The organism is Paenibacillus mesotrionivorans (assembly GCF_046098205.1).
GTDB classification, from domain to species: domain Bacteria; phylum Bacillota; class Bacilli; order Paenibacillales; family NBRC-103111; genus Paenibacillus_AR; species Paenibacillus_AR mesotrionivorans.
In genome coordinates this window covers 366,103-388,618 of the sequence record NZ_JBJURJ010000001.1, presented here as the reverse complement: position 1 = coordinate 388,618, position 22,516 = coordinate 366,103, and the positions used below count along the sequence as shown (strand labels likewise).

At 53.8% G+C, this 22,516-nt stretch carries 20 protein-coding genes; all 20 read left to right on the top strand.

Annotation, left to right across the window (positions count from 1 at the left end):
• Positions 1-437: 437 nt before the first annotated feature.
• On the top strand, positions 438-1,982 hold the full coding sequence (gene rny, locus ACI1P1_RS01830; protein WP_416214785.1) for a ribonuclease Y: 1,545 nt from the start codon (positions 438-440) through the stop codon (positions 1,980-1,982).
• 127 nt (positions 1,983-2,109) lie between these two features.
• The gene (locus ACI1P1_RS01825) at positions 2,110-2,904 is read left to right on the top strand and encodes a TIGR00282 family metallophosphoesterase (protein ID WP_416214784.1); all 795 of its coding nucleotides are present in this window, start codon (positions 2,110-2,112) and stop codon (positions 2,902-2,904) included.
• A gap of 137 nt (positions 2,905-3,041) precedes the next feature.
• Entirely contained in the window at positions 3,042-3,302 is a 261-nt protein-coding gene (locus ACI1P1_RS01820) for a stage V sporulation protein S (RefSeq protein WP_113019194.1), read from the top strand.
• Positions 3,303-3,428: 126 nt separating this feature from the next.
• The gene (locus tag ACI1P1_RS01815) at positions 3,429-4,361 is read left to right on the top strand and encodes a dipeptidase (RefSeq protein ID WP_416214638.1); all 933 of its coding nucleotides are present in this window, start codon (positions 3,429-3,431) and stop codon (positions 4,359-4,361) included.
• Between the two features lie 295 nt (positions 4,362-4,656).
• The gene (locus ACI1P1_RS01810; protein WP_416214637.1) at positions 4,657-6,402 is read left to right on the top strand and encodes a 2-oxoacid:acceptor oxidoreductase subunit alpha; all 1,746 of its coding nucleotides are present in this window, start codon (positions 4,657-4,659) and stop codon (positions 6,400-6,402) included.
• Positions 6,390-7,256, top strand: a complete 867-nt coding sequence (locus ACI1P1_RS01805) for a 2-oxoacid:ferredoxin oxidoreductase subunit beta (RefSeq protein WP_416214636.1) — start codon at positions 6,390-6,392, stop codon at positions 7,254-7,256. Before ACI1P1_RS01810 ends, ACI1P1_RS01805 begins: the two co-directional genes overlap by 13 nt.
• A 127-nt stretch (positions 7,257-7,383) precedes the next feature.
• Complete coding sequence (gene pduL / locus ACI1P1_RS01800; protein ID WP_416214635.1) at positions 7,384-7,953, top strand: phosphate propanoyltransferase; 570 nt, start codon at positions 7,384-7,386, stop codon at positions 7,951-7,953.
• 184 nt (positions 7,954-8,137) lie between these two features.
• On the top strand, positions 8,138-8,599 hold the full coding sequence (locus ACI1P1_RS01795; protein WP_416214634.1) for a MarR family winged helix-turn-helix transcriptional regulator: 462 nt from the start codon (positions 8,138-8,140) through the stop codon (positions 8,597-8,599).
• Positions 8,596-9,690: an SDR family NAD(P)-dependent oxidoreductase gene (locus ACI1P1_RS01790; RefSeq protein ID WP_416214633.1), complete on the top strand. Its 1,095-nt coding sequence runs from the start codon at positions 8,596-8,598 to the stop codon at positions 9,688-9,690. Before ACI1P1_RS01795 ends, ACI1P1_RS01790 begins: the two co-directional genes overlap by 4 nt.
• Before the next feature lie 89 nt (positions 9,691-9,779).
• Positions 9,780-11,375, top strand: a complete 1,596-nt coding sequence (gene miaB / locus ACI1P1_RS01785) for a tRNA (N6-isopentenyl adenosine(37)-C2)-methylthiotransferase MiaB (protein WP_416214632.1) — start codon at positions 9,780-9,782, stop codon at positions 11,373-11,375.
• A complete protein-coding gene (locus tag ACI1P1_RS01780; RefSeq protein WP_416214631.1) occupies positions 11,372-11,812 on the top strand; it encodes a YlbF/YmcA family competence regulator in 441 nt (146 codons plus the stop codon). The genes miaB and ACI1P1_RS01780 overlap by 4 nt, the downstream gene beginning before the upstream one ends.
• Positions 11,813-11,834: 22 nt before the next feature.
• On the top strand, positions 11,835-12,716 hold the full coding sequence (locus tag ACI1P1_RS01775; protein ID WP_416214630.1) for a sugar phosphate isomerase/epimerase family protein: 882 nt from the start codon (positions 11,835-11,837) through the stop codon (positions 12,714-12,716).
• Between the two features lie 207 nt (positions 12,717-12,923).
• The gene (locus ACI1P1_RS01770) at positions 12,924-13,583 is read left to right on the top strand and encodes a stage V sporulation protein AA (RefSeq protein ID WP_416214629.1); all 660 of its coding nucleotides are present in this window, start codon (positions 12,924-12,926) and stop codon (positions 13,581-13,583) included.
• Positions 13,564-13,992, top strand: a complete 429-nt coding sequence (locus tag ACI1P1_RS01765; protein WP_416214628.1) for a stage V sporulation protein AB — start codon at positions 13,564-13,566, stop codon at positions 13,990-13,992. Before ACI1P1_RS01770 ends, ACI1P1_RS01765 begins: the two co-directional genes overlap by 20 nt.
• A 227-nt stretch (positions 13,993-14,219) precedes the next feature.
• Positions 14,220-15,881 (top strand): spore germination protein, encoded by a 1,662-nt coding sequence (locus ACI1P1_RS01760; RefSeq protein WP_416214783.1) that lies wholly within the window; start codon positions 14,220-14,222, stop codon positions 15,879-15,881.
• Positions 15,882-15,967: 86 nt separating this feature from the next.
• Entirely contained in the window at positions 15,968-17,299 is a 1,332-nt protein-coding gene (gene lysA / locus ACI1P1_RS01755; RefSeq protein ID WP_416214627.1) for a diaminopimelate decarboxylase, read from the top strand.
• A gap of 158 nt (positions 17,300-17,457) precedes the next feature.
• On the top strand, positions 17,458-17,892 hold the full coding sequence (locus ACI1P1_RS01750) for a peptidylprolyl isomerase (protein WP_416214626.1): 435 nt from the start codon (positions 17,458-17,460) through the stop codon (positions 17,890-17,892).
• Positions 17,893-18,069: 177 nt separating this feature from the next.
• On the top strand, positions 18,070-20,154 hold the full coding sequence (locus tag ACI1P1_RS01745; protein ID WP_416214625.1) for a sensor histidine kinase: 2,085 nt from the start codon (positions 18,070-18,072) through the stop codon (positions 20,152-20,154).
• Between the two features lie 2 nt (positions 20,155-20,156).
• Positions 20,157-20,873, top strand: coding sequence for a response regulator (locus ACI1P1_RS01740; protein WP_416214624.1), 717 nt, complete (start codon positions 20,157-20,159; stop codon positions 20,871-20,873).
• 289 nt (positions 20,874-21,162) lie between these two features.
• Positions 21,163-22,476 carry a hemolysin family protein gene (locus tag ACI1P1_RS01735; protein ID WP_416214623.1) on the top strand — a complete coding sequence of 438 codons (1,314 nt, stop codon included), beginning with the start codon at positions 21,163-21,165 and terminating at the stop codon, positions 22,474-22,476.
• Positions 22,477-22,516: the final 40 nt, after the last annotated feature.

Sequence of the window (22,516 nt, the reverse complement as noted above, 5' to 3'; positions counted from 1 at the left end):
CCCCAATTTCCGAGAGAAGCAGGTTTTGGCGAATGTTCGTTTCAGGCAAGGCCATTTCGGGTTAAATCACCGGGGGTGCACAAGATAAAAGTAACGCAGCCAGGGGCCAAAAGCGGCTAACGGTACCCTCATGAGGGGATGAATACAGGCCCTAAAAGAGGAACCATAATGCCTTCCTTACACGGCAGGGTAGAAATGTATTGGATTTGATTGTCAATAGCTTGACAATGTTCTTCGACAAAAGCTAAAATGTTCATGTATATTTTATTTTGCTTTAAATATGCAGGAGCTTTCGCCAATTCATTACTTCCGCCGTAAGACCGCAATAACCCGAAAACGATTGAGCATGCGTAAAGCAGACTGAAACCCACGGATTAAAAACCGAATACCCCCAAGCTACACCTTGGAGAAACGACGAGGAGGTGACGCAGATGTCTATGCAAGAAGTCATCATCACCATCGCAATCTCGCTCGTGACTGGTCTCATTGGCGCTTGGATCGGTTTTCTTATCCGCAAATCGATTGCTGAAGCGAAAATTTCCAGTGCAGAGCAGGCAGCCGAGCAGATTATCGAAGGTGCTAAGAAGGAAGCCGATGCACTGAAGAAAGAAACGGTTGTGGAAGCGAAGGACGAGGTTCACCGTCTCCGCACCGAAGCTGAAAAAGACATTCGTGAGCGTCGTAATGAAATTCAACGACAAGAACGGCGATTGTTGCAAAAAGAGGAAACGCTGGATAAAAAGATTGATTCCCTGGAGCGCAAGGAAGAGCAAGTTGCGAATAAAGAGAAGCGCATTGAAGAAACCCAGGCTCAAATTGACCAGCTTTACAAGGACCAGGTATCTGAGCTGGAGCGGATCTCCGCACTGACAATGGAAGAGGCCAGAACCATCATCCTCACCAATGTAGAGCAGGAAGTACGCCACGAGACCGCCCAAATGATCAAGGAGATCGAGTCTCAAGCCAGAGAGGAAGCCGATAAGAAGGCTAGAGAGATCATCACTCTCGCCATTCAGCGTTGTGCTGCCGACCACGTAGCGGAAACGACGGTATCTGTCGTCTCCCTGCCCAATGAGGAAATGAAGGGCCGGATTATCGGCCGTGAAGGACGCAATATTCGTGCGTTGGAAACCTTGACAGGCATCGATTTGATTATCGATGATACACCGGAAGCGGTAATCCTGTCCGGATTTGACCCCATCCGCCGGGAAATCGCCCGGACCTCACTGGAGAAGCTGGTGGCGGACGGCCGGATTCACCCGGCCCGCATCGAAGAAATGGTGGAGAAATCACGCAAGGAAGTGGATGAACGCATCCGTGAATACGGAGAGCAAGCCACCTTCGAGGTGGGCGTTCACGGTCTGCACCCGGATCTCATCAAGATTCTGGGACGTTTACGGTTTCGTACAAGCTACGGCCAGAATGTGCTTAAGCATTCCATGGAAGTGGCCTACCTGGCCGGACTTATGGCGGGAGAACTGGGAGAAGACGTTACATTGGCGAAACGTGCCGGACTTCTTCATGATATCGGCAAAGCGCTGGATCATGAAGTGGAAGGCTCCCATGTTGAAATTGGCGTAGAAATTGGCAAAAAGTATAAAGAACATCCCGTAGTGATCAACAGCATCGCATCCCATCACGGGGATTGCGAAGCCACCTCCGTCATCGCCATGCTGGTAGGTGCAGCAGACGCCTTGTCTGCCGCGCGGCCTGGTGCACGGAGAGAGACGCTGGAGACCTATATCAAGCGTCTGGAGAAGCTGGAGGATATCTGCGAGTCGTTCGAGGGCGTAGAGAAGTCGTACGCCATTCAAGCGGGCCGGGAAATCCGGGTTATGGTCCAGCCGGATAAGGTGGACGATACCGAATCCTTCCGTCTGGCAAGGGATATTACCAAGAAGATCGAAAGCGAGCTGGATTATCCGGGACACATCAAGGTTACCGTGATCCGGGAAACCCGAGCAGTCGAGTACGCGAAGTAAACAACAATAGGAACAACGGGAGAGTGGCTGATAAGCCACTTTCCTTTTCTTTGCAGGGCCTAAACGGCCTGCGGCATAGACCTTGCAGGACCGGGTCTGTGTGAACAAGGCAATTGGAGGGATTACCATTAAACTGTTATTTATCGGCGATATCGTGGGTTCTGTAGGCCGTAAGGCGCTCAAGAACGTGCTCCCCGGACTGAAGTCCAAATACCGTCCGGATGTCGTTCTTGTGAACGGTGAGAATGCCGCCCATGGACGGGGCATCAATCAGGCCATCGCAAGAGAGTTTTTTGACCAAGGCGTTCATGGCATCACCATGGGCAACCATACCTGGGATAACCGGGAGATCTTCGACTTTATCGACGATGAGCCCCGCCTGATCCGCCCGGCCAACTTTCCTTACGGCACACCCGGGAACGGGTATATGTCCTTGAAGGCGGCAGGCAAGGACCTGCTGGTAATCAATCTTCAGGGCAGAACCTTTTTGCCTCCGTTAGACTGTCCATTCCAAACAGTGGATGCCATTCTGGAGCGGGAAGGCGGCCGTCATCAATATATTTTTGTGGATTTCCACGCGGAAGCCACCTCCGAGAAAATTGCCATGGGCTGGTATCTGAACGGCCGGGTATCCGCCGTAGTGGGTACCCATACGCATGTGCAGAGCAATGACAACCGGGTGCTGCCCGGAGGAACGGCCTATCTTACGGATGTGGGAATGGTCGGACCCCGGGACGGGATCTTGGGTATGGAGCAGGAGGGTGTGATGCACCGGTTTTTGACCCAGCTGCCGTCCCGGTTTGTGGTGGATGAGGGTAAATGGCACTTCCACGCAGCCCTGATCGAGCTGGATGAGCAAACAGGGCTGGCGAAGAGCATCCAGCAAATCCGTACGGACGAGGATAATTACATCAGCGAATAAATTCACCTTAAATGCCGAAGAAGCTGTCCGTAACCGGGCGGCTTCTTTTTTTTGTCAACAGGGATGGTATGTTATGAAAATCCTGCGAATATGATGGGTACTGGAATCCATCACCTATCCCCTGGGAGGTACCTTTCATGGAAGTATTAAAGGTTTCAGCAAAATCCAACCCAAACTCCGTAGCAGGTGCGCTGGCTGGCGTGTTGAGGGAAAGGGGAGCGGCAGAACTTCAGGCGATTGGAGCAGGCGCACTGAACCAGGCCGTGAAGGCCGTAGCCATTGCCCGCGGCTTTGTAGCTCCCGGCGGAGTGGATCTGATCTGTATACCGGCGTTTACGGATATAGTCATAGACGGAGAAGACCGCACGGCAATCAAGCTCATCGTCGAACCCCGTTAGAATCTGGAGCAGTTGTGCTTCACCAATGGGGACATATGCAGCACCGCCTGTTTACGGGAAGCAGTAGACAGGTTTTTTTGTGTTCGTGCATATAGTGAAACGAAAGAGAGAAAAGGAGGGAACCCTATGAAAATTTTCGATGCCCATTGTGATCTGCTGGATAAGATGAATCTGCACGCCGAGCTGAGCTTTAAGCAGGACAGCATCTACGCGGATGTCTCCTTTCCCCGTCTTAACAAAGCGGGTGTGGCCGTGCAATGTTTCGCGGTGTTTGTGTCCAACCGGCCTCATGTATCCTTCACTCAACTGCTGGAGGCCTTCGATACCTTCCACAACCGCATTGCCAGCCACGAAGGTGTCCGGCATATCCGCAGCAAGGCCGACTTGACGGAAGCGGAGGCTTCGGGAAAGCTGGGGGCCATCCTCACCCTCGAAGGGGCGGACGGGCTGGAGGGGAGCCTGGTGAATCTTCGTACCGCCTTCGCCATGGGCGTCCGTATGCTGGGACTGACCTGGAATTATGCCAACTGGGCTGCGGACGGTGTGTTGGAGCCGCGGAACGGGGGGTTTACCCTGAAGGGCAAAAAGCTGATCGAGGAATGCACCAAGCTCGGATTGATCCTGGATGTTTCTCATCTAAGCGATAAAGGTTTTTGGGAGCTGGCCGAGCTTTCATCCGCGCCCTTCTGCGCCAGCCACTCCAATGTCCGCAAGCTGTGCCCCCACCCCCGGAATCTCACTGATGAGATGATCCAGGTCCTGATTGCCCGCAAAGCTGTGATGGGGTTAACCTTCGTGCCTTGGTTTATCAAGGCGTCCGAGCCTGCCATTAAGGATATCCTAACCCATCTGGACCATGTAGCGGCATTAGGCGGGAGGGAGCATGTAGGCTTCGGCTCGGACTTCGACGGGGTGGACTATCATATACCCGGGCTGGAGCATGCAGGCAATTATGACCGTTTAGCCAACGAAATCTACCGCAGATATTCCGCAGAGGATGCGGAGGGGGTTCTCTATGGAAATTGGCGGCGATTTATGTCGGAAAATCTGCCGGGATAAGCAATTTCTTTCATTCCTCTAGAAGATGATTAATATAACTACTTATCTATAATAAGTATAATTATGAGCGAAAAGAGTTATGTAACAAAATCGTCAAATTTACTTGCAAATCTAACATGGACAGCATAGAATTTTGGTGAGAGACAAATAAATGCTTACAGCAGCACTAAAGATTGCGTTTACATTTTGAAAGAGAAAAATGGAAGATTACTATCATCCGGGGTCCCCGCATTTCTTATGGGAGTATGCGGCAAGCTTGTTTGCGGGGGATGTCACCAGCTAAGGAGTGGGCGTCATGATCAGTCAACTGTCATGGAAGATCGGAGGCCAGCAAGGGGAAGGCGTGGAAAGCACCGACCGGATTTTCTCCACGGCATTGAACCGGCTGGGGTATTACTTGTATGGGTACCGGCATTTTTCATCCAGGATTAAAGGTGGACATACCAACAACAAGATCCGGATCAGCACCAAGCCTATCCGTGCCATATCCGACAGTTTGGACATTCTGGTCGCTTTCGACCAGGAGAGCATCGATGTAAACGCATACGAGCTTCGTGAGAACGGCGTGGTTGTGGCCGACGCCAAATTCAGCCCTGTGCTGCCGGAAGGTTTGAAGGCCAGGCTGTTCGCGGTTCCCATCACCCAGATAGCTGAGGAACTGGGGACCTCTCTGATGAAAAATATGGTGGCTTCCGGCGCTTCCTGGGCACTTCTGGGGCTGCCCCTGTCCGTCTTTAACAAGGCGGTGGAGGAGGAGTTCGGCCGCAAGGGCCCGGCAGTTGTGGAGAAAAATGTGGAGGCGGTCAAACGCGGCGCCGAATTTATTCTGAGCCAGGCAGGCGGTCCGCTGGAGGAATTCCGGCTGGAGCAGGCGGATGGCAAGGAAAAGCTCTTTATGATCGGGAACGATGCTATTGCCTTGGGGGCTTTAGCCGCCGGCTGCCGGTTTATGCCCGCATATCCCATTACTCCCGCGTCGGAAATCATGGAATATCTGATCAAGGCGCTGCCTAAATTCGGCGGCACCGTTATTCAAACAGAGGATGAAATTGCGGCGATTACCATGGCCATCGGCGCCAACTATGGCGGAGCGAGAGCGATGACCGCATCGGCAGGACCCGGCCTGTCGCTGATGATGGAGGCAATCGGGCTGGCCGGTATGACGGAAACACCGGTGGTGGTAGTGGATACCCAACGCGGCGGCCCGTCCACGGGACTCCCCACCAAGCAGGAGCAAAGCGATGTATTCGCCATGATTTACGGCACCCACGGGGAAATCCCCAAGATCGTACTGGCGCCCAGCACTATCGAGGAGTGCTTCTACGATACTATTGAGGCCTTCAATCTGGCGGAGGAGTACCAATGTCCGGTTATCCTCTTGACGGATCTCCAGCTTTCTTTGGGCAAACAATCCTCGGATGTTTTCGATTACAAGAAAATCGCCATCAAGAGAGGCAAGCTGAGGGACCAACTGCCTGAATTGGGTGAGCATGAGCTGTTCAAGCGTTATGCTGCAAGCTCTGACGGGGTGTCCCCGCGGGTGCTGCCGGGTACGAAACACGGTCTCCATCATGTAACGGGTGTAGAGCATGACGAAGCCGGGCGTCCTTCGGAATCGCCGGTTAACCGCAAGAACATGATGGACAAACGGCTGGCGAAGCTCAAGTCGATTCATGTAAACGATGCCATCAAGATTCACAAGGGCCACGCTGAACCGGATATGCTGATTATCGGCATGGGCTCCACTCTGGGCACCATCGACGAAGGCAGAGCGCGGCTGGAGGAGGAGGGCATCAAAACCGCCCATATCACCATCCGGCAGCTGCATCCGTTCCCCACAGAGGAGCTGACGCCCCATCTCAACCGCGCCAGAAAGGTAGTTGTGGTAGAGAACAACGCCACCGGACAGCTGGCAAGTCTCCTGAAGCTGAATCTGGGCCAGGCGGATAAGATACACAGTGTCCTGAAATACGACGGCAATCCGTTCCTGCCGGCGGAAATTCATAAAGCATGCAAGGGGCTGATCGTATGGCAACGATGAAGGACTTCCGCAATAATGTGAAACCCAACTGGTGTCCGGGCTGCGGGGATTTCTCCGTACAGGCCGCCATTCAGCGCGCTGCGGCCAACGTGGGGCTGACACCGGAAAGCTTGGCTGTGGTGTCGGGCATCGGTTGCTCCGGCCGGATCTCCGGCTATATCAATGCCTATGGCTTCCACGGCATTCACGGACGCTCCCTGCCAATCGCCCAAGGCCTCAAGATGGCCAACCGCGAACTCACTGTCATTGCCGCAGGCGGAGACGGGGACGGATTCGCCATCGGCATGGGCCATACCGTTCATGCCCTTCGGCGGAACATTGACATCACCTATATCGTTATGGATAACCAAATTTACGGGCTGACCAAGGGACAAACCTCACCGCGCAGCGCCATGGGCTTCAAAACCAAAAGCACACCGGGAGGCTCCATTGAGTCGACCTTGTCGCCATTGGAGGTTGCCCTGTCCGCCGGCGCCACCTTCGTGGCCCAATCCTTCTCCAGCGAGCTGAAACAGCTCACCGCCTTGATTGAAGCAGGCATCCGGCATAAGGGCTTTTCCCTGATCAACGTGTACAGCCCCTGCGTTACCTTTAACAAGGTGAATACCTATGACTGGTTCAAGGAAAATCTGGTGAATCTGGATCAGGAGGAGGGATATGATCCCGGCAACCGGATTCAGGCAATGACCCGATTAATGGAGACGGGCGGCCTGCTTACAGGCCTCATCTATCAGGATACCACCAAACCCTCCTACGAGGACCAGGTAACGGGTTTTAGGCAGGAAGGGATTTCCAAGCAGAATATCCAGATTACGGAGGATGAATTTGAACGTTTGGTGGCAGAATTTAAATAATGGTTTAAAAAAATTCCGGCATATGTGAAAAACATATGCCATTTTTACGCGGTCTTGTTATAATAGAAATCGAGTATAACAGTTCCTCAAAAATATGAATACAGTTGGAAGGCAGGAGACCTCAATCATGAAACTGGTTCCCGTAGGCGTATCGGCCCGGCACATCCATTTATCCCGCGAACACATCGACATCCTGTTTGGAGCAGGCTACGAATTGAAGAACATGAAGGACCTTTCCCAACCTGGCCAATATGCCGCAGAAGAAACTGTAGCGGTTATCGGCGCCAAGGGCAAGTTCGATAAAGTCCGGATCCTGGGTCCGGAACGCCCCAAAACACAGCTTGAAATTTCGAAAACAGATTCCTTTGCATTGGGCGTAGCGGCTCCCGTACGGGAATCCGGCAAAACCGAAGGCACTCCCGGCATCAAGATCGTCGGCCCTGCCGGCGAAGTTGTAACCGAGGACGGCGTTATCGTCGCTGCCCGCCACATTCACTTCCACACCTCTGATGCCGAGAAGTGGGGCATTAAGGACAAGCAGCTGCTGTCCGTTAAGGTGAAGAGCGAACGTCCGGTTATCTTTGAGGACGTGATCGCCCGCGTCAGCGATTCCTTTGCTTTGGATATGCATATCGACACAGACGAAGCCAATGCTGCCGGCGTTAAGAACGGCGACCAGGCTGAAGTCCTGCTGTAAGTGATTCCCGCCGGTCCGGTTTAACTCCGAGGCCGGCCTTTTCATACCCTTCATACAGTGTCCTGCTGCGTGTTTAACACCGGTGGGGCATTGTTTTTTTATGAGAGGGAGTTGGCTAAAGCATGATCTTATGCAATAATAGTTAAAAATATTTAATTAAAAATAGTGAACAAAGGTGGAGCCCATGAAGGCACAGCTTGCGTACATCGCCAACTTTATGTGGAGAGAGTCCTTGCGCAATATAAATGCCCAACTGTCCGCTTCGGAGGCCAGACAGTTCAATTCCAATGATTATTATTATTTGACGACGATTTATTATCAGGGCAACCCCCGGTTCTCTCAAGTTGCGGAAGCGCTCCAGCTGACCAAACCGGCCGTGTCCGCCATTGTGCGGAAGCTGTCAGGGCTGGGCTTGGTGGAAAAGAAGCAGTCTCCTGATGACGGCAGAGTTTATTTTGCAGTGGTGACCGAAAAGGGAAGGCGCATCGTGGAGGGGGATGAGCAGCTGTATGGGAGGCTGGAGACGCTTATTCTGGCTTTCTTGCAGACGAAGGAACGCCAAACCATGATGGAGGAGCTGCTTAGCGCTATGACGTTTGAAATGGAGAAGCTGATCCGCGACGGTAAAACGGAGGAGAACACATGAAACAGCGGTTTATTAACAAGAGGGTAGTGATTATCGGCGCAACCGGAGGATTGGGGGAGGCTTATGCCCAAGCCTTCCTGAATGAAGGAGCAAGCGCAATGCTGGTTTCACGGAATCCGGAGAAGGCACAAGCCTTGAGGGAGCGGCTGGGAGGAGAAGCGGCTGTTGCGGAAGGGGATATTACGGATGAATCCGCAGTCCGGAAGCTTGTGGAGGCTGTGGGCCAGTGGAACGGCAGCGGTGGCATCGACGTGGTGGTCAATGCAGCCGGCTTCGACGTGCGTAAGCCCTTATCCGGGCATGAACCGGAGGAAATCAGACGGACGCTGGACACCAATCTCCTGGGAGCGATTCTGATTACCCGCCACTTTCTGCCGGTGATGAACAACAGCTCCGGAAGCACCATCGTCCATATGGGCGGTTTTGCAGACGGAAGGCTGGCATTTCCTTATTACAGCGTAGATGTGGCCAGCCGGGCCGGAATCCATGCCTTCGCAGAAGCAATGAACCGGGAACTGAAGCAGGAGGGCAGCAGAGTTACGGTAACCTACTTCTGCCCGAATTCAGCGGACACGCCCGCAGAGCGTCCGTTTCACCAGGTGTGGAAGGAGATGGGCATCACTATCTCCTCCCCGGAGCAGGTAGCCTCGGAGCTGCTGGATACGGTAGCACGCAGGCGGACAGTTTGGCTGATGGGCGGGCTGCCCACAAGGATTTTTGCCAAGCTGAATGTGCTGTCACCAAGACTTGCGGATAAGCTCCTGATGAACCGGTATGGACGGATCTTGCAGAAGCACTTCGGCGGCGGGGAAACCTTGCTTTCTCCACAGGCAGTCACAAAGAAACCTTTGAGGACAGCAGCCATTGTTTTGATTGCCTTATCATTTCTTCTGTATGCGCTGCTCCCGGTGCTTCCTTTCCTGCCGTTGACAGTCACAACGAAATCGGTAGCCGGCGGTGTGATGATCGGCGCAAGTGAAATCGTTTTTTTGACGGGGGCCGTCATTCTGGGGAAGGAAGCAGTGGCGAAATACAAGAGGTGGATGAATCCCCTTCATTGGTTTTGCTGCGGGAAACGGTCTGGGGTTTGATAGGACTTCCGCCTAACCTATGCTATAATCAATGTTGATTGCCTGTTTTTAGCGCTTAATATATCAGACATATAAAGGTGGAATGACAAATGAAGAAGGAGAGCCAACAACCAGCGGACTTAAAATCCGACCCGGTCAAGGATTACTCCGCCTATTTTGATTTTTCCGATGCCAAGGTGCTGGAGGAAAAGGACGGCAAAACCACATACCGGATCAAGGGCAGAACAGTGCAGATCAACAGCCAGCCCGATTACAAGGAAGGCAAACGCCGCGGCCGGGAGGAAATCCAGGTCCAATACGAATCTTCTATTCCTGAGGAATTGAAAGGATTGGGCAAGGGCAAGTATTATACGATCTACACCTTCGGCTGCCAGATGAATGAGAATGATACCGAAACCATGAAGGGCATTCTGGAGGAGCTGGGGTTCCAGGAGACCCAGGACCGGAAGCAGACGGACCTGATTCTTTTCAACACCTGTGCCGTCCGGGAGAATGCGGAGGATAAGGTTTTCGGCGAACTGGGCCATATGAAGGTGCTGAAGCAGGAAAAACCGGGGCTTATTCTCGGCGTCTGCGGCTGCATGTCCCAGGAAGAAAGCGTAGTCGGCCGTATTTTAAAAAGCCATCCCTTTGTGGATCTGATCTTCGGCACCCACAATATCCACCGGCTGCCCTTCCTGCTGCAGGAGGCCTATTTCGATAAGGAAATGGTCGTGGAGGTATGGTCCCGGGAAGGCAATATTATTGAGAATCTCCCTAAGAAGCGGGAGGGCATCAAAGCCTCAGTGAATATCATGTACGGCTGCGACAAGTTCTGCACCTACTGCATCGTTCCTTATACCCGGGGCAAGGAGCGCAGCCGCAGGCCGGAGGATGTGATTGCCGAAGTAAGAGAGCTGGCGCGCCAAGGCTTCCAGGAGGTCATGCTGCTGGGGCAGAACGTAAACGCCTACGGCAAGGATTTCACGGACCGGACCTACAGCTTCGGGGAATTGATGGATGAAATGAGGCAAATCGGCATTCCGCGGATCCGGTTCACCACCTCCCATCCCCGGGATTTCGACGACCATCTGATTGATGTGCTGGCCAAAAGGGGCAACCTGATGGAGCATATCCATCTGCCGGTGCAATCCGGAAGCTCTGCGGTGCTGAAGGCCATGACCCGCAAGTACAACCGGGAGCAATATCTGGAGCTGGTGCGGAAAATCCGCCTGGCTATCCCCGATGTTGTGCTGACCACAGATATTATTGTAGGCTTCCCCGGCGAGACGGACGAGCAGTTCGAGGAAACCATGTCCCTGGTGCGGGAAGTGGGATATGATGCGGCCTTCACCTTCCTGTATTCACCGCGGGAGGGAACTCCTGCCGCCAAGATGCAGGATGATGTGCCGGAGCAGGTGAAGAAGCAACGGTTATACCGCTTGAACGAGCTGATGATGGAGCTGAGCAAGGCCAGCAACGACAGGCTTAAGGGCCAGGTGGTGGAGGTGCTGGTGGAAGGGGAAAGCAAGACCAATTCCAGCGTGCTGGCCGCCAGAACCCGGACCCTGAAGCTGGTCCACTTTGAAGGGTCGAAGGAGCTGATCGGGCAGCTGGTACAGGTACGGGTTACCGAGCCCCAATCCTGGCTGCTCCGGGGCGAGCTTATCCATGCAGATACAGGAAAGGTAGGGACACCGGCATGAGCACACACAATAGCGCGGACGACATGATGTCTCCTGCAGCCGGCGATACTGCCGGACGTGAAACAATTATGGCCAAAGCCCGGGAATTGGCGGAGCTGTTTGCGGACTCGTCGGAGGTGGACACCTACCGCAAGGCGGAGGAGCAGATTGCCGTGAATCCCCATGTCCAAGGTCTGATCAGCACTATTAAGAAGAAGCAGAAGGAAGCAGTCGCCTTCGAGCAAACCTTCAAGAACAAGGAAATGGTCAAGGCCATCGATGAGGAAATTGAAGCCCTGCAGAATGAATTGGATGCGATTCCGATCGTCTCGGAGTTTCAGGAAACCCAAAGCGACTTGAATTATATGCTGCAGCTGGTGATGGGCGCCGTCCGGGACACGGTTTCGGAGAAGATTCAGGTGGAAGAGGGCAAGGTGGAAGTAAGCCGGTGCGACTAAAACGCAAAGTGAGCTGATCCAAATGGAACGGAAGCTGGTAAACCCCATCGGTGTCATTGTCGACAGCTTCGGCGTCGGTGTCCGGGAGGGCTTGAGGAAGGCCAAGGAAGTGGGAGCCGACGGGGTACAGATTTATGCGGTAAAAGGGGTAATGGACCCTGATGCGCTCTCGGCTGCGGACCGCAGAGAGCTCAAGAGCTTCATAAACAGCTTGGGGCTGGAGATCTCCGCTCTGGTTGGCGACCTGGGGGGACATGGCTTCCAGGATGCGCAGGCTAACCCGGCCAAGGTCGAGAAATCCAAACGGATTCTGGACCTGGCTCTGGAGCTTGGAACAGCAGTGGTCACCACCCACATCGGAATTGTGCCGGAGGACGCCGCAAGTCCCGTGTACTCGGCTATGCAGGAGGCCTGTGAGGAGCTGGCCGGGTATGCTCACCGGAACGGTGCGTTTTTTGCCATTGAGACAGGTCCGGAGCGGGCGTCACATCTTAAGAGCTTTCTGGATACCCTGTCCACCAAAGGGGTATCCGTCAATTTCGACCCCGCAAACATGGTTATGGTAACGGGGGATGACCCGGTTCAGGGCGTGTATACCCTGCGGGATTACATCGTGCACACCCATGTGAAGGACGGCCTGCAGCTGCAGGCCACCGATCCCCGGAACATCTACGGGGCTTTGGGTTATGCGCCTATGGACCATGAAACCATCTCGCGTATGGTCCGGGACGGGGCGTTTTTTCGGGAGGTTCCGCTGGGAGAGGGCAAGGTTAACTTTGATGCCTATTTTGCCGCACTCCAGGATATTGGCTACACCGGTTACCTGACCATCGAGCGTGAGGTGGGCGATCAGCCTGAGACGGACATCCGGCGGGCGGTAGAGTTTATCCGGCGGTATAAGTAAATCCGGTTACGATGGAAACAAACGAAGGGTAGCGGAGGAATCCGCTGCCCTTTTTGACATGCCGCTGCAGATTTTGGCAAACCCGGGCAAGGCCACGCAGCGGTTAGAGAATGTGGAAAGATTGCATACTAATCTCACCCGGGGGTGAAGTCTTGGACTTGATTCCTCTTGTGAGTTGACGTTACCGGCAAAAGGGAGGGGATTTGGATGATTGCACCGGATTCTGCGGCGCCCAGCCTATATCTCCGCTTCCGCAAGAACATCACGGTCAAAAAGGGCGAGGCGGTGACGCTGGGACACGCAGCCGATCTGTATACAGAGCCGGAGCTGCTGCCGGAGATTTCCGCTTTGGTGCTTTTCCGGCCGGAGGTGGAGGACGGCAATCGGCTTCTGGTGGATATGATGCTGGTAACCAGACGGGTCAAGGAGGTTGTGCCGGAGATGCAGCTGGTGCATTTCGGCGAGCCTCATGCCCTGATCCAGGTGATGGAGGCCGAGCGCAAATGCCATCCTGTTTTGTTTGCGGCCGTATGGCTTCTTTTGTTTATCGGCTCGGGGCTGGCCATCATGAACTTTCACGAGGACGTGAGTATGCCTGCGGTGCACGGGCGGATTTACGAGCTGTTGACGGGAGAGCGTCCGGAGCACCCTTATTGGCTGCAAATCCCGTATTCCTTGGGCATCGGTGTGGGGATGGTGCTGTTTTTCAACCACGTGTTCAAGAAGAAGTTTAACGAGGAGCCTAGTCCCCTTGAGGTGGAAATGTACCTGTACCAGCAAAGTATGAACCAGTATGTGGTTGCCGAGGAGTACGGAAAAGCCGGCCACAAAGGAGGGAAGCGGCCCCATGAGCGGGATAGCTGCTAATGCCTTGATCGCGTTTATCGGTTTGGCCGGGGGGATTGCGGTGGGCAGCGGCATGGTGGCCTTCCTGCTGGTGTTGGACATTGTCCCTCGCCTGGCCCAGCTGACCCGCTCCGCGGACCGGATTCACGGCTATGAAACGGCAGTGGTGACCGGCTCCGTGTTCTGGACGGTGGCGGATTTTATGGACTGGCGCTTCTCCGGTACGGTATTGTCCCCTGCGGTTATGGGACTTTTCAGCGGGGTGTTCGTGGGTATGCTGGCGGCGGCGCTGACGGAGGTTATTAATGTGCTGCCCATTTTGGCCAAGCGGCTTGGCATGTCCCGGCATATTCTGTCCTTGCTGATGGCAATGATCTTGGGAAAAGTGGCGGGTTCGCTGTTTGAATGGCTGGTTTACCACGGCAAATAGCTATGCCCGGCTGCCTCCCCGGAGGTTTGGCCGGGTCACCTAGGCCGTGTTTGCAAACACACCCTAGAATATGAAAGCGAGGTGGCTTCACAATGGGTCCTGATGAGATGAATCCGGAAGAGCATCACGGGCATTCCGGCCATATGCCGGTGCCTCCCTTTCGGGAGGAAGCAGGGGAGGAGGGCGGACACGCAGCTCCGCGCCGGAAGACGCTTCTCCGCAGGCCGATGGAGGTCGGTGCGTTCCACAGACACGAGCAGGAAACCGGAGAGAAGCGTGAGGAGCATAACGGCCCGCATAAACACTCCGGCAAGGAAGCGGCTCAGAAGAAAGAAGAGCAGGAACCCAAGGGGCGCAGCCACAAAAATCAACAAAGCGGCGCCCAGAGCAGAATGTCGGAGGAAGAAAACCGGCTGAAAAATATGAAGGAAATACCGGATTCTATGGAGGACGTAAAGCGCGCTCTGGAGGAAAAAGTCGGCCTGGGCATCAGCTTTGACGTAACCTTCCGGGAAATGATATTCGGGGGTGTCCGCTGCAGCTTCCTTTATATGAACGGCTTCGCTAAGGACGAGGCCCTGATCGAGGTAATCAAACGGCTGACCTATGCCAGCGAGGAGGAGCTGGGAGACGATCCGCTTGAAAAGCTGAAGGATAATTTGGTGGCCCATATCCAGGTGGAAAGTCTGGAGAAGTTCGATGAGGTCATCGATAAAACACTGGCGGGGATGACGGCGCTCTTCGTGGAGGGCGCCCGTGCCGCGCTGGTCATAGACGCCAAGAGCTTCCCGGTCCGTTCCACCTCGGAGCCGGATCTGGAGCGGGTGGTCCGGGGAGCCAGGGACGGCTTCGTGGAAACCCTAATGACCAACGTCACGCTGATCCGCAGAAGACTTCGGGATCCGCGGCTTAAATTCGAGGTGGTGCAGGTAGGGGAACGCACCAAAACCGATGTGTGTATCGCCTACATCCAGGATGTGGCCGCCCCGGAACTTATCGATACCTTCCGGAATAAGGTGGAGGAGGTCGTGATTGACGGTATTCCCTTGGGCGAAAAACAGCTGGAGGAAATTCTGGTCAACAAGTCGGGATGGAACCCCTACCCGCTGGTCCGGTATTCGGAGCGGCCCGATGTGGTGGCCGCCCACCTGCTGGAGGGCCATGTGGTGCTTCTGGCGGACACCTCCCCCAGTGCCATGATCCTGCCCTGTACCATGTTCCAGCTGATGCAGCATGCGGAGGAATACCGCCAAAATCCTGCAGTGGGCACCTACTTCCGCTGGGTGCGGTATTTCGGGATCATCGCCTCTCTCTTTCTGTTGCCCATCTGGTATCTGATGGTGGTCCATCCGGAGCTCAAACCGGTGGGGATGGAGTGGTTAGGGCCGGAAAAAACGGCGCGGCTCCCGGTAATCGTGCAGTTTCTCATCGCCGAGCTTGGCGTCGATCTGATGCGGATGGCCGCGGTGCATACACCAACACCGCTGGCTACTGCAATGGGCTTGATCGCTGCTATCCTCATTGGCCAAATCGCCGTAGAAACCGGTATGTTCGTAAACGAGGTCATCATGTACATGGCGGTAGCGACTATCGGCACCTTTGCTACACCCAGCTATGAATTGGGGATGGCTAACCGCATTTCCCGGATCATTCTGCTGCTGGCAGCCGCCACCTTGGGAGTGCCGGGGCTGGTGGGCGCAACCACCATCTGGCTGATCATACTTACCGTGCAGCGCTCGTACAACTCTCCCTACATGTGGCCGTTTATACCGTTTAATGCAAAGGCGCTTTATACGGTGTTGATCCGCAGACCCTTTGGCGAGAGCCGCCACCGGATCAGTCTGACGGATACGACAGACAATACCCGGCAGCCGGTCTCCGACGGATAGTACAAATCAATCGGCCGTTTGTGTATGGCACAGACGGCCGTTATATGTTATTTTGTTGTTAGACCAATTGACAAGGAGAAATGGCAATGTATCTGCATGGGACAAGTCGAATTAATGATCACGGCCATCTGGAAATAGGCGGCGTTGATGCCGTTCAACTTAGAGAACAATTTGGAACCCCCCTTTATGTCGTCGATGAGGAGCTCATCAGAAGACGCTGCCGTGAATTCATCGGTGCCTTCAAATCCTCCGGACTCAAGTTTCAGGTGGCGTATGCCTCCAAGGCCTTCTGCACCATGGCCATGTGCCGGATCGTAGATGAGGAGGGGCTTTCCCTCGACGTGGTATCTGACGGCGAGCTGTACACCGCTCTCCAAGCCGGATTCCCTCCAGAGCGGATCCACTTCCACGGGAACAACAAAACCCCCCGGGAAATTGACATGGCGCTGGAAGCCGGCATCGGCTGCTTCGTTGTCGACAACTTTGTGGAGCTGGAGCTCCTGAATGCTATGGCCGGCGAACGCAACCGCAAGGTGAATGTGCTTCTCCGCATTACACCGGGCGTGTCCGCCCATACCCATGAATATACCTCTACCGGCCAGCAGGACTCCAAGTTTGGCTTTGACCTGGGCAACGGCTCGGCATTCCGTGCCGTGGAAGAGGCATCGCGCCAGCCGAACCTGGTGCTCTTAGGCCTGCACTCCCACATCGGCTCCCAGATTTTCGAGGTGGAAGGCTTCAAGCTTGCCGTGGAGAAGGTAATGAGCTTTGCGGTGAAGGTTCGCAGTGAGCTGAACGTGCTGTTTAAGGTAGTGAACCTGGGCGGCGGCTTCGGCATTCGTTATGTGGAAGGGGACAGCCCGCTGCCCGTTGTGGAATATGTCCATGCCATCGTTGACAGCATTCATACCTCCTTTGCCGGCCAGGACTATCCCGTTCCGGAAATCTGGATCGAGCCGGGCCGCAGCATTGTAGGGGATGCAGGCACTACCCTTTATACTGTGGGCACTTATAAGGAAATTCCCGACATCCGCAAGTATGTGGCCGTTGACGGAGGCATGACGGATAACCCCCGTCCCGCTCTCTATGAATCCCAATACGAGGCCATGCTTGCCAACCGCGCTACCGCAGCTCCGGAAGAGGTTGTTTCCATCGCCGGCAAATGCTGCGAAAGCGGGGATATGCTGATCTGGGATCTGTCCCTGCCCAAGGTTAACTCCGGTGATCTTCTGGCAGTAGCCTGCACAGGCGCGTACAATTATTCCATGGCCAGCAATTATAACCGGATTCCCCGACCCGCCGTGGTCTTCGTCAAGGACGGCAGCGCCGATCTGGCGGTGAAGCGCGAATCCTACGAGGATATTGTTGGCAATGACTTGATTCCCGAGCGGATGAAGAAGGCTCCCGCAAGAGCATAATCATAATCCCTATCCCTGCCGAGGCTTCTTATGAGCACGGCAGGGTTTTTGCTGTTTATGGAGGTTTGGGGGTGGGTCCCGTTTTTGAAACATTTGTATTTCCTTTCGCAATCCGATACAATAAGTCAGATCGATTCCATTTACAAAGGAGACTCCCCATGAAAAAAGGTACCATCACATTGGAGAACGGCGGCACGATCAATCTGGAGTTTGATGCGGAGCATGCCCCGAATACCGTTGCTAATTTCGAAAAGCTGGCCAATGAAGGCTTTTATAACGGGCTGACCTTCCACCGTATCGTTCCCGGTTTTGTCGCACAAGGCGGCTGCCCCCGCGGCAATGGCACAGGCGGTCCCGGATATAACATCAAGTGTGAAACTGCCGGCAACCCTAACAAGCATGTCCGCGGCGTAATCGCCATGGCACACGCAGGCAAGGATACAGGCGGCAGCCAATTCTACATTACCTACGACTCCTTCCCGCATCTGGATGGTGTACACACCGTATTCGGCAAGGTGACAGAAGGTATGGAGCATGTGGATGCCCTGAAGCAAGGCTCCAAAATGTCCGAAGTGAAGGTTTGGGAGGAATAATCCCCTACATGAACCCATGTTCACCTATAGCCCAAGAGCATCTCCGGGTAATCCGGAAGCCTCTTGGGCTTTTTGGACAACCATTGCCCCGGGCTCTTCCAAAAAGGCCTGTTTACCCTTATTGCGTTATTCTGTTATGATGAATACTAGAATGCATGAAGGGCAAGTGAACGCGCGATGACAACCAGACATAAGGAAGCGGCCCGCTTGTTTTGGGGATTTACTGTTCTGCTGATTTTATTTGCGGGGGGAGCGGCTTTTGCGCTTTTTGCCAGCCGCCAGCCGGAACCGCCGGCACAGAATGGAATCCTGGATTTGTCGGAGTGGGATTTCTCCCAAAACGGATCCCTGCTATTAACCGAAGGGTGGGAGCTGTACCGCAACCGGCTGGTTGAGCCTGAGAGCTTCGCTTTGAACTCTCAAAAGCCGGATGAATACGTCAAGCTCCCCCATATGTGGAGCGGCGGCCGGCCGGAGACGGGGGAAGAGCTGGCCACTTACCGGCTTCAGGTGAAGCTGGGACCGGAGCAAGCGGGTACCCGCAAAGCTTTGGGCATCCGTGACATCCAATCGGGGTACCGGATTTATGTCAACGGCCAGCTCTATGGCGATGGAGGAGTGTTGGGGAAATCCCCAAGCCCCCCGGAAGCGGCTATTTATCCGTCGATTATCGGGTTTCCTGTAACGGCAGGAAATAATGAAATCATTGTCCAGGTCGCCAATTCGGCTTATCAGAGAGGCGGCATACATTCTACCTTTACCTTCGGGAATTCTCTTGACATCTATCAATACCGGGAGAGGACCCTGGTATGGAAAATATCGGTGATGGCCGCTTTGGCTACCTTGGGCATCTACCACCTGGCTCTGTTTTGGATGCGCAAACGGGATTCCATGAGCCTGGTGACCAGCATCACCTGCTTATTAATGTCGGTCCGGATTATGGTGCTGGACGAAGGCATCCTGACTTTCCTGGCCCCCTCCCTTGCGCCATGGTGGTCCAGACTATCCTATTTCACCTTATACGCCGGTATTCCGTTCCTGCTGGCCGTTATTCAGCTGCTGTATCCCCGGGAAATGAACAAACGGGTGACCCGGACAGTATGGATCTTCAGCGGGGGGCTGGCCTTATCGGCTCTCATTCTGCCTGTCAGGGCATATACCTGTACCTTTATTCCCTTTTTGGTGGCGCTTTTGATCGTTCTCGGGTACTGTCTGTACGTCCTGGCGTATGCCGTTGCGCGGAGCCGCACCGGAGCCTGGATCAATGCCTTATGTGTTCTGATCATGATCGGCACTGTTGTGAACGATATTCTGCTTGAGCAGGGTGTCATCCAAAGTTATTCCCTGATGCCCATCAGCGTGTTTCTGCTGGCCTTTGCCGAAACCCTGGTCATTGCCCACCGCTATTCCAAGGCGTATGTGGATGTGGAGAATGTATCCGGGCAGCTGGCACAGCTTAACCAGCAGCTGGAGGAGAAAATCAAACAGCGAACGGAAGCGCTGGAAATCACCAATGCCCATCTGATGTATGCCAATGAACATCTTCATCAGCTGGAAACCTCGCGGCGGGAGCTTATCGCCAATGTAACCCATGAGCTGGGAACACCCATGACTTCCATCCAGGGATATATGAAGGCCCTGCTGGACGGGGTGATCCAGCCGGAGAAGCAATATATCCAGCTCTTGTATGACAAGATCCAGATGGCCGACAGGCTGGTGCAGGACTTGTTCGATCTGACGAAGCTGGAGGAGGGGCAGACCACCTTCCATATGGTGGATGTGATTGTGGACGATTTGTTCGATGAATATTTCTCCAGCTTCCAATGGGATGTGGAGAATCAGGGGATCCATTTCCAGCTGCTAAAGCCGGAAACGACCCAGGAGGGGTTGCCTGTAGCCCGGATTGACCCCATCCGCATTCGTCAGGTGATTACGAACCTGGTGCATAATGCCCTTAATTATACGGAAGAAGGGGGCGCCATCATCATACGCGGCGAATACGGGCGGGACCGGCTGGTGATTCAGGTGACGGATACCGGCAAGGGAATTGACCCGCAGCTGCTGCCTCATATTTTTGACCGTTTTGTGAAGGGGAACGGCAAAAAGAGGAGCGCCAGGGACGGGTCAGGGCTCGGTTTGGCCATTGCCAGGGAAATCGTCATGCATCATGGAGGAATTCTGACTGTCCACAGTGAATACGGTAAAGGCAGTACCTTTCAGTTTGATATTCCGATTGAATTCATTCCAATGGTGGTGGACTAAACGTGACTTCGGAGAAGTTGCTGGTTGCAGAGGATGACCAGGAAATCAGAGATCTCATAACGTTGTATCTGAAAAAGCACGGCTTTCAAGTCTTTGTTGCAGAGAATGGTCTGGAGGCACTGCGGGTATTCGAAAAAGAGCTTCCGGAGCTGGTTCTGCTGGATATAAATTTGCCGCTGATCGACGGGTTCGGCGTATGTCGCGAAATCCGCAAGATATCCAATGTGCCTGTTATTTTTATCAGCTGCCGGAATGACTCGGAGGATGTGGTGAACGGTCTGGAAATCGGCGGTGACGACTATATTGTGAAGCCCTTTGACCCTGCGGTGGTGCTGGCCCGGGTCCAGGCAAATCTGCGCCGCGCGCCAATTTTCAACCGTTTTCTGGCCCAGCCGGCGGTGAAGGAAATTGCGGATGTGCTTCATTTTGGTGAAATGACCATCGATCTCAAAAATTATGCGGTGCGGTTGGACCAAGTGCCGGTCCCCTTGTCGGCTAAGGAGATTCAGCTGTTGTTTTTTATGGCGCAAAATCCTAACCAGGTATTCACCACCGAGCAGTTGTATCATCGGGTATGGGGAGCCGAAAGCAATTCGGATACCCGAACCGTTTTGGTGCATATCAGCAGCCTCCGCAAAAAAATTGAGCCGCTGCCCTCATCTCCGAAATTTATCCATAATATCAGGGGCATCGGCTATAAATTCAGCCCATCCGTCTGATCAAGGAATGGCGGGCAAAATTGATTTATCAGATTTTTTTATGAAATTCCCCCGAAAACCCTCAAGATTGAGGAAAAGACGCCTTTAGAGCGCTTTTTATGAAACAATCAGCCGTTTCTCAGCCTGTGGCAAGGAGAAGGCGTGAATCAGTGGAATTTTCACGGTTTGACGATGGACACAAAAAACGTATATAGTTTTATTATGTATCCATTTTGAACTTATAAAGGAGGTGTATCCTAGCCGGTCCCCTGGACGGTTAGGAGCTAAATTGGGCATAGACCCTTTACCTATGTGGGTGAAATTGGTTTTGATATTGGTGTTTGTTTTGTTGAACGGATTGTTCGTGGCAGCGGAGTTTGCGTATGTGAAGGTTCGGGCCAGCCGGATTGAGGCGCTTGCCTTGGAGGGGAACTTCCGGGCGAAGATCTCCCACAAGATCCTTCATAACCTGAACGCTTACCTGTCCGCCTGCCAGTTGGGTATAACCCTGACCTCACTGATTCTCGGTTGGCTGGGTGAACCGACCATCTCACGGCTCCTGGAGCCGCTGTTCGATATGATGGGACTGCCTGCGGCTGCGGCGCATACGATTTCGTTCATCATTGCATTTGCTATTGTTACTTCCTTTCATATCACATTGGGTGAGCAATTCCCGAAGCTTTACGCAATTCAGCAATCCGAAGCCGTGACGTTGTGGACAGCCGTCCCTGTGTACGTCTTCAACAAAATGATGTACCCTTTTATCTGGTCTCTGAACGGAGCTTCCAACTGGATGTTGCGTAAATCCGGCATTGAGCCGGGCAATGGCCACGAAACCGCCCACTCTGAGGAAGAAATCCGTCTCCTGATGCAGGAGAGCCACAAGAGCGGCCTTATCGACAAGGCCGAAATGACCCTGATGGACAACATCTTTGAATTCAGTGAAACCACAGCCAGAGAAATTATGATCCCGCGGACGGAAATGGTGTGTTTGTACGCCAACCTGTCCATCGAGGATAACATCGAGATCGCAATTCAGGAGATGCGGACCCGCTATCCTGTTTGTGACCCTGACAAGGATAATATTATTGGGTACATTCATATTAAGGATTTGTTCAACCCGCGGGACCGCATCCGGGATATCCGCAGTGTGCTGAGACCCTTGGCCACTGTGCCGGAGAGCATGTCCATCAGCACGCTGTTAGCAAACCTGCAGCGTAAGAAGCACCAGATGGCCCTCTTGATTGATGAATACGGCGGTACGGCCGGTCTGGTCACCGTCGAGGACATTCTTGAAGAAATTGTCGGTGAGATCCAGGACGAATTCGATGAGGAGCGTCCCAGTATTGAAGCCCGGGATAACCAGGTGTATTCGGTTGACGGACTGCTGCTTATCTCCGAATTTAACGATTTCTTCGGAACGGATATCAGTACGGAGGAGTACGATACCATCGGTGGATGGGTGTATTCCCAGATGGAAATTCCGCCGCGGAAGAACGATAAGATCCTCTATGAGAATGTGGAATTTATAATAGAAGAAACCGATAATCTCCGCATTGCCCGTCTTCTGGTCCACAAGGTGATTACCGGAAACGAGGAGCAGGTGGAGGAGATCGGGGCGTAACCGTTACTCTCTTGCAAATTCAGCAGCGGGATGATACACT

Coding starts and splice junctions, on each gene's coding strand:
- rny (WP_416214785.1), top strand. CDS start 438: ATGCAAGAAGTCATCATCACCATCGCAATCTCGCTCGTGACTGGTCTC.
- ACI1P1_RS01820 (WP_113019194.1), top strand. CDS start 3,042: ATGGAAGTATTAAAGGTTTCAGCAAAATCCAACCCAAACTCCGTAGCA.
- ACI1P1_RS01815 (WP_416214638.1), top strand. CDS start 3,429: ATGAAAATTTTCGATGCCCATTGTGATCTGCTGGATAAGATGAATCTG.
- ACI1P1_RS01810 (WP_416214637.1), top strand. CDS start 4,657: ATGATCAGTCAACTGTCATGGAAGATCGGAGGCCAGCAAGGGGAAGGC.
- ACI1P1_RS01805 (WP_416214636.1), top strand. CDS start 6,390: ATGGCAACGATGAAGGACTTCCGCAATAATGTGAAACCCAACTGGTGT.
- pduL (WP_416214635.1), top strand. CDS start 7,384: ATGAAACTGGTTCCCGTAGGCGTATCGGCCCGGCACATCCATTTATCC.
- ACI1P1_RS01795 (WP_416214634.1), top strand. CDS start 8,138: ATGAAGGCACAGCTTGCGTACATCGCCAACTTTATGTGGAGAGAGTCC.
- ACI1P1_RS01790 (WP_416214633.1), top strand. CDS start 8,596: ATGAAACAGCGGTTTATTAACAAGAGGGTAGTGATTATCGGCGCAACC.
- miaB (WP_416214632.1), top strand. CDS start 9,780: ATGAAGAAGGAGAGCCAACAACCAGCGGACTTAAAATCCGACCCGGTC.
- ACI1P1_RS01780 (WP_416214631.1), top strand. CDS start 11,372: ATGAGCACACACAATAGCGCGGACGACATGATGTCTCCTGCAGCCGGC.
- ACI1P1_RS01775 (WP_416214630.1), top strand. CDS start 11,835: ATGGAACGGAAGCTGGTAAACCCCATCGGTGTCATTGTCGACAGCTTC.
- ACI1P1_RS01770 (WP_416214629.1), top strand. CDS start 12,924: ATGATTGCACCGGATTCTGCGGCGCCCAGCCTATATCTCCGCTTCCGC.
- ACI1P1_RS01765 (WP_416214628.1), top strand. CDS start 13,564: ATGAGCGGGATAGCTGCTAATGCCTTGATCGCGTTTATCGGTTTGGCC.
- ACI1P1_RS01760 (WP_416214783.1), top strand. CDS start 14,220: ATGGAGGTCGGTGCGTTCCACAGACACGAGCAGGAAACCGGAGAGAAG.
- lysA (WP_416214627.1), top strand. CDS start 15,968: ATGTATCTGCATGGGACAAGTCGAATTAATGATCACGGCCATCTGGAA.
- ACI1P1_RS01750 (WP_416214626.1), top strand. CDS start 17,458: ATGAAAAAAGGTACCATCACATTGGAGAACGGCGGCACGATCAATCTG.
- ACI1P1_RS01745 (WP_416214625.1), top strand. CDS start 18,070: ATGACAACCAGACATAAGGAAGCGGCCCGCTTGTTTTGGGGATTTACT.
- ACI1P1_RS01735 (WP_416214623.1), top strand. CDS start 21,163: ATGTGGGTGAAATTGGTTTTGATATTGGTGTTTGTTTTGTTGAACGGA.